Origin of the sequence: Ensifer sp. (assembly GCF_035999185.1) — a bacterium.
In the GTDB taxonomy this organism is placed as follows: domain Bacteria; phylum Pseudomonadota; class Alphaproteobacteria; order Rhizobiales; family Rhizobiaceae; genus Ensifer.
Map to the genome: position 1 here is coordinate 21,446 of NZ_DASYHB010000070.1, position 6,083 is coordinate 27,528.

The 6,083-nt window shown below is 62.9% G+C and carries 7 protein-coding genes; 1 reads left to right on the forward strand and 6 read right to left on the reverse strand.

Annotated elements, in window-relative coordinates; all coding sequences use genetic code 11:
- Positions 1 to 81: 81 nt before the first annotated feature.
- The gene (locus tag VGO04_RS07240) at positions 82 to 765 is read right to left on the reverse strand and encodes a response regulator transcription factor (RefSeq protein WP_327495274.1); all 684 of its coding nucleotides are present in this window, start codon (positions 763 to 765) and stop codon (positions 82 to 84) included.
- Positions 766 to 908: 143 nt separating this feature from the next.
- Between VGO04_RS07240 and VGO04_RS07245 the strand changes: the two genes are divergently transcribed.
- Positions 909 to 1,457 (forward strand): L,D-transpeptidase family protein, encoded by a 549-nt coding sequence (locus VGO04_RS07245; protein ID WP_327495282.1) that lies wholly within the window; start codon positions 909 to 911, stop codon positions 1,455 to 1,457.
- A 20-nt stretch (positions 1,458 to 1,477) separates the two neighbouring features.
- On the opposite strand, the gene VGO04_RS07250 is transcribed toward VGO04_RS07245, so the two are convergent.
- The 5 genes from VGO04_RS07250 to rplS form a co-directional block, all read right to left on the reverse strand.
- Complete coding sequence (locus tag VGO04_RS07250; RefSeq protein WP_327495275.1) at positions 1,478 to 2,014, reverse strand: histidine phosphatase family protein; 537 nt, start codon at positions 2,012 to 2,014, stop codon at positions 1,478 to 1,480.
- A 139-nt stretch (positions 2,015 to 2,153) separates the two neighbouring features.
- Positions 2,154 to 3,563, reverse strand: coding sequence for a 3-isopropylmalate dehydratase large subunit (leuC, locus tag VGO04_RS07255; protein ID WP_327495276.1), 1,410 nt, complete (start codon positions 3,561 to 3,563; stop codon positions 2,154 to 2,156).
- A 243-nt stretch (positions 3,564 to 3,806) separates the two neighbouring features.
- A complete protein-coding gene (locus VGO04_RS07260; RefSeq protein WP_327495277.1) occupies positions 3,807 to 4,628 on the reverse strand; it encodes an amino acid ABC transporter permease in 822 nt (273 codons plus the stop codon).
- 9 nt (positions 4,629 to 4,637) lie between these two features.
- Positions 4,638 to 5,447: a basic amino acid ABC transporter substrate-binding protein gene (locus VGO04_RS07265; protein WP_327495278.1), complete on the reverse strand. Its 810-nt coding sequence runs from the start codon at positions 5,445 to 5,447 to the stop codon at positions 4,638 to 4,640.
- Between the two features lie 125 nt (positions 5,448 to 5,572).
- Complete coding sequence (gene rplS / locus VGO04_RS07270; protein WP_327495279.1) at positions 5,573 to 6,082, reverse strand: 50S ribosomal protein L19; 510 nt, start codon at positions 6,080 to 6,082, stop codon at positions 5,573 to 5,575.
- Position 6,083: the final 1 nt, after the last annotated feature.

Sequence of the window (6,083 nt, forward strand, 5' to 3'; positions counted from 1 at the left end):
TGCCGGTCCAAACGGACCGGTCCGCGCACGCACGCCATGCAAACAACTGGAAATGCAGGGCAGACACCTTCATCACCCCGGCTACGGAACGATCTTGTAGCCGCCGTTCTCTGTCACCAAAATCTCGGCATTGGAAGGGTCCCGCTCGATTTTCTGGCGCAATCGGTAGACATGCGTTTCGAGCGTGTGCGTGGTCACGCCTGAATTGTAGCCCCAGACCTCTTCGAGCAGCACGTCGCGCGTCACCACCTTCTGGTCGGCGCGATAGAGGTAGCGGATGATCGCCGCTTCCTTCTCGGTCAGCCGGATCTTCTGGCCGTTTTCGAGCGTCAGCAGCTTCTGGCTCGGCTTGAAGGTGTAGGGACCGACGCTGAAGGTCGCATCCTCGCTCTGCTCGTGCTGTCGCAACTGCGCACGGATACGGGCGAGCAGCACGGCAAAGCGAAAGGGCTTGGTCACATAGTCGTTGGCGCCGGCCTCGAGACCAAGGATCGTGTCGGAATCGGTATCGTGGCCGGTGAGCATGATGATCGGCGCCTTGAAGCCGCCCTTGCGCAACAGCTTCACCGCTTCGCGACCATCCATGTCGGGCAGGCCGACATCCATGATCAAGAGGTCCACCTGCTGGCCGCGCGCGGCCTGGATGCCTTTGCCGGCGGTCGCTTCCTGGATCAGGTCAAACTCTTCGTAGAGCGAAAGCTGCTCGACCAACGTTTCGCGCAGGTCATTGTCGTCATCGACAAGAAGAATGGTACGGGTCGCCATGGGACAATTCCTGTTTGCTTCCGATTTCAAACTAGCTCAAATGCCCGTGTTGGCAAGCGAACCAGCATTGCTACCTCTTTATAGTCGCAACCGTGCTTATGGTGCCCCCCAAATCACGGGCAAAGCAAAAATCCGTGAGAATGATGCGCAAGAAAACGTCCGCAAGAAGTTCTGCCAAATCCATCATCACCGTCCGGGCTGCGCCGCGCGATCGGAAACGGGCGCTCGTCTCGTTCGACGGCCGTGTCGAACAGGCAGCGATCGGCCGCAGCGGCATCACCAGCGTGAAGCGAGAGGGCGACGGCGCCACGCCGCGTGCGGCGATGAAGCTGATCGGCGGCTATGTCAGGCGCGACCGGCTCGTCCTGCCGCCGACACCGCTGCCGACCAGGGCCACACGCAAGGGCATGCTGTGGTGCGACGCGCCGGGCCACGCCCTCTACAACCGCCCGGTCAAGGCTCCGTTCAAGCCGAGCCATGAGGAGATGACGCGCGACGACGGGCTCTATGACATCTGCCTCGTCATGGACTGGAACCTCCTGGCGCGCCGGCGAAACGCCGGCTCCGCAATCTTCTTCCACCTGATCCGGCCCGGTTACGAACCGACGCAGGGCTGCGTTGCTGTCAGCCTGCCCGCCCTGCGCCGGCTCATCCCCCACATGCGCCGCGGCACCGTGGTCAGGGTCATCTGACGCCAAACGCTGACGGGCCTTCAGGCAAGCGACCGCGGCGTCACGAACTCCATGAGCCGGGCACGGCCCGGGGAGAGAGCCTCCCAGCCCGCACCTTCAAATTGAAGGACCGCGAGGGCGGCCGTCGGAAACTTGGCTGCCAGACGCATGCGCGCATCCGGATCACCGGAGCCGACAAGTTCGAACGCAAGCGCCTCCATGCCGGGATTGTGTCCGACAACCAGCAGGGACCTGACGCCGGCAGGCGTCGCGCGGATGACCCCGAGGATCTGGTCGGAACCGACCTCATAAATCGCCCGCGTGTTCTCAACCGCAATGCTCCCAGGCAGGGCGCCCGCCACCAGGTGCCAGGTCTCCTGTGCTCTCTTGGCGGTCGAGACGAGGGCGCGGTCCGGCACGAGCCCGTGCCGTGCCAGATACGCGCCCATCAAATGTGCGGCCTTGCGACCACGCTCGCCGAGCGGACGGTCAATGTCCGCAACCCCGTCCGGCCAGGCGGATTTGGCATGGCGCAGCAACATCAGGCGATAAGTGTCTGCAGGCAGGTCGTTGCTCATCCTCCGCCTCCCAGGCGAATCCCGGTCGGCAGGCAGCTTACTGCATTTTCACCGCCCCAAATGGAACGACTACCCCGCCGCCAAACAAAAAAGGCCGCCCCGAGGGGCGGCCATTGACGCCGGAAAGCTCAAGACCGGCTTATTTCCATTCGCGGATATCGACGAAGTGACCTTCGATCGCGGCGGCGGCCGCCATGGCCGGCGAGACGAGGTGCGTGCGGCCCTTGAAGCCCTGACGCCCCTCGAAGTTGCGGTTCGACGTCGAGGCGCAACGCTCGCCCGGCTTCAGCCGGTCGTCGTTCATCGCCAGGCACATGGAGCAGCCGGGCTCGCGCCAGTCGAAGCCGGCTTCCTTGAAGATCTTGTCGAGACCCTCGGCTTCGGCCTGTTCCTTCACGAGGCCGGAGCCCGGAACGATCATCGCCGACACGGTCGAAGCGACCTTGCGGCCTTCGACGGCAGCTGCAACCGCACGCAAATCCTCGATACGACCGTTGGTGCAGGAACCGATGAAGACGCGATCGACGGAAATGTCGGTGATCTTCGTGCCCGGCTTCAGGCCCATATAGTCGAGCGCACGCCACTTGGAGGCGCGCTTCGTCTCTTCCTGGATATCGTCCGGGTTCGGCACGATGCCCTGGACCGAGATCACGTCTTCCGGCGACGAGCCCCAGGAAACGATCGGCGGCAGGTTGGCGGCGTCGAGCACGACGACGCGGTCGTAGTGCGCGCCTTCGTCGGTGTGCAGCGTCTTCCAGTAGTCGAGCGCCATGTCGAAGGCCTTGCCCTTCGGTGCGCGCGGCTTGTCCTTGATGTAGGCGAACGTCGTCTCGTCGGGCGCGATCAGGCCGGCGCGCGCGCCACCTTCGATCGTCATGTTGCAGATGGTCATGCGGCCTTCCATCGACAGCGAGCGGATCGCTTCGCCGGCAAATTCGATGACGTGGCCGGTGCCGCCGGCGGTGCCGATCTCGCCGATGATGGCGAGAATGATGTCCTTGGCAGTGACGCCCGGCGGCAGCTGGCCGTCGACACGCACCAGCATGTTCTTCGCCTTCTTCTGGATCAGCGTCTGGGTGGCGAGCACGTGCTCGACCTCCGACGTGCCGATGCCGTGTGCCAGCGAACCGAAGGCGCCGTGGGTCGAGGTGTGGCTGTCGCCGCACACGATGGTCATGCCCGGCAGGGTGAAGCCCTGCTCCGGGCCGACGATGTGCACGATGCCCTGGCGCTTGTCGTTCTCGGAATAATATTCAACGCCGAAGTCGGCGGCGTTCTTTGCGAGCGCCTCCACCTGGATGCGGCTTTCCTCGTTCTTGATGCCGAGGTGGCGGTCCGCCGAGGTCGGAACGTTGTGGTCGACGACGGCGAGCGTCTTTTCCGGCGCGCGGACCTTGCGGCCGGCCATGCGCAGGCCCTCGAAGGCCTGCGGGCTCGTCACTTCGTGCACGAGGTGACGATCGATGTAGAGAAGACAGGTGCCGTCATCCTGCTGGTTGACCAAGTGATCGTCCCAGATCTTGTCATAGAGGGTACGCGGTGCGCTCATGGCGATACATCCATCGAGTTTTCAATTGGGTAGGGAAAGCCGGCGGCAGGGCGGCCGGAAGCACTGATCACACGATCAGGATAGGCGGCTCGTAAGCGCCCCGTAGACGCGCGCGAAGAAGCGTGCCGGCAGGCGCTTGTGGTCCTGCAGCACGACGATTTTCTGCTCGCGACATCCGAATTTGGATTCCATGCCCGTGTTCATATCAATTTTCTGACAGGTCGGCAATTGGCGTGATCGCGCTCAGCGCACCTCCGCCTTGCGGAACCGCCGCTCCAGCCCTCGCAGGCCCAGCGAAAGGCCAATGGTTAGCACCAGATAGACATAGGCGACGATCGAGTAGGTCTCGAAGAAGCGAAAGGAGCCGGAGGCATAAACCTTGCCCATCTGCGTGATGTCGGCGACACCGAGCACCGAGACGAGCGAGCTGTCCTTCACCATGGCGATGAAGTCGTTGCCGAGCGGCGGCAGGATCACGCGGATCGCTTGCGGAAAGACGACGAGGCGAAAGCGCTGGTAGCGCGTCAGCCCGAGCGCCTTGGCCGCCTCGATTTGCCCCTTGTCGACCGAGAGGATGCCGGCCCGGAACACCTCTGCGATAAAGGCGGAGTAACCGATCATCAGCGCGATGATCGCCCGCCACATCAGCGAGATGTCGCGCACGACGACGGGCTCCATGAAGCCTGCGCCGATGAGCGGCGCGCAGATGAAGTTGGCCGTAACGACAAGCGCCGGCGCCCCGACGAAGGCGATATAGAACAAAAGCACCAGGATCGGCACGCCGCGGATGACTTCGGTATAGAAGCGCGCAATCTGCCTAAGCGACGAATGCTCGGACAGCGCCATCAGCGCGATGCCGAGACCAAGCGTTGTCGCCAGCACGAACCCCATGAGGGTTACGAAGACGGTGACGCCGAGCCCCTTGACGACGACGGTGAAGACTTCGGTGAAGATGTCATTGCTGATGATCACGACGGCGAGCGCCACCGCGATCACAAGAAGGGCGACCAACCACCAGGGATAGTCGCCCTTGCCGGACATGTCAGACGATTGTGGAGCGGCCATCGCCTGTAATCAGCCGCCCATTTTGTATTCGAGGAACCACTTCTTATCGAGGGCATCGAAGGTGCCGTCCTCCTTCAGCGCCTTGATCGCGGCGTTGATCGGAGCGACGAGATCTGAGCCCTTCGGGAAGATGAAGCCGAAATCCTCAGTGCCGAGCGGGCCGCCGACAACCTTGAGCTTGCCTTCGGAGGAATCGACATAGCCCTTGGCGGCGACGCTGTCGGTCAGCACCACGTCGACGTCACCGGCCTTCAGCGCCTGAACGGTCGCGCCGAAGGTCTCGAACAGCTTGATGCGCGGGTTCTGCTCGTTGCCGTCGAGCATTTCGTAGACGGCGGTGTAGAACGGTGAGGTGCCCGGCTGCGCGCCGACGAGGCCGTCGGCGAAGGCGCCGAAGCTCTTGCCGTCATTGAAGCGGGCTTCGTCGCTGCGCACCAGCATGAACTGCTGCGACCGCATGTAGGGGTCGGAGAAATCGACCTTTTCCTTGCGGTCATCCTTGATGGTGATGCCGGTCATGCCGATCTGGTACTGGCCGTCGTGCACCGCCTGGATCATCGCGTCCCAGCTGGTGTTCTGGTATTCGACCTTGAAATTCAACCGCTTGGCGATCTCGTTCATGGCGTCGTATTCCCAGCCCTTGGCCTCGCCGGACTTGGGATCGATGAACTGCAGCGGCGGGTAGGCGTTCTCCGTGACCACGACAACCGTCTTGCCGCCGAGATCAGGCAGCCCGCTGGCAATGGCCGGTGCAGAAAATGCGAAGGGTACGGCAAGTGCGGCTGCGATGCCCGCAAGCACATGGCGACGGATTGTCATTGGAGGGCTCCCGAAAATTGTGGCAGCGGAAAATGTCACGAATTCCGCCGGAAAGACAAGCGCATAGTGCCAAAAAGAAAGGCGGCCCGAGGCCGCCTTTCCAACAATCCCTGCGGATTGGAATGTTATTCTGCTGCGGCTTCCGCTGCTGCCTTTGCTTCGGCGGCTTCTGCTGCTGCCTTCTCGGCGGCGAGCGCCTGAGCTGCGGCAACCTTTTCAGCCTCGATGCGTGCCTTTTCCTCGGCAATCGCCTGACGCTCGGCTTCGTTCAGCTTGCGGGCGCGCGTGCCGGTGTTCTCGACGATACGAGCCGACTTGCCGCGACGATCGCGCAGGTAGTAGAGCTTGGCGCGACGGACCTTACCGCGGCGAACGACTTCGACGCTTTCGACGAGCGGCGAGTAAACCGGGAATACGCGCTCGACGCCTTCGCCGTAGGAGATCTTGCGAACGGTGAAGCTTTCGTTGATGCCGCCGCCCGAACGAGCGATGCAAACGCCTTCATAGGCCTGTACGCGGGTACGGTTGCCTTCGACAACGCGGACGTTGACGCGCAGCGTGTCGCCTGCGGAGAATTCCGGGAGCGTGCGCTTGGCGGCGATCTTGGCGGCCTGTTCGGCTTCCAGCTGCTGGATG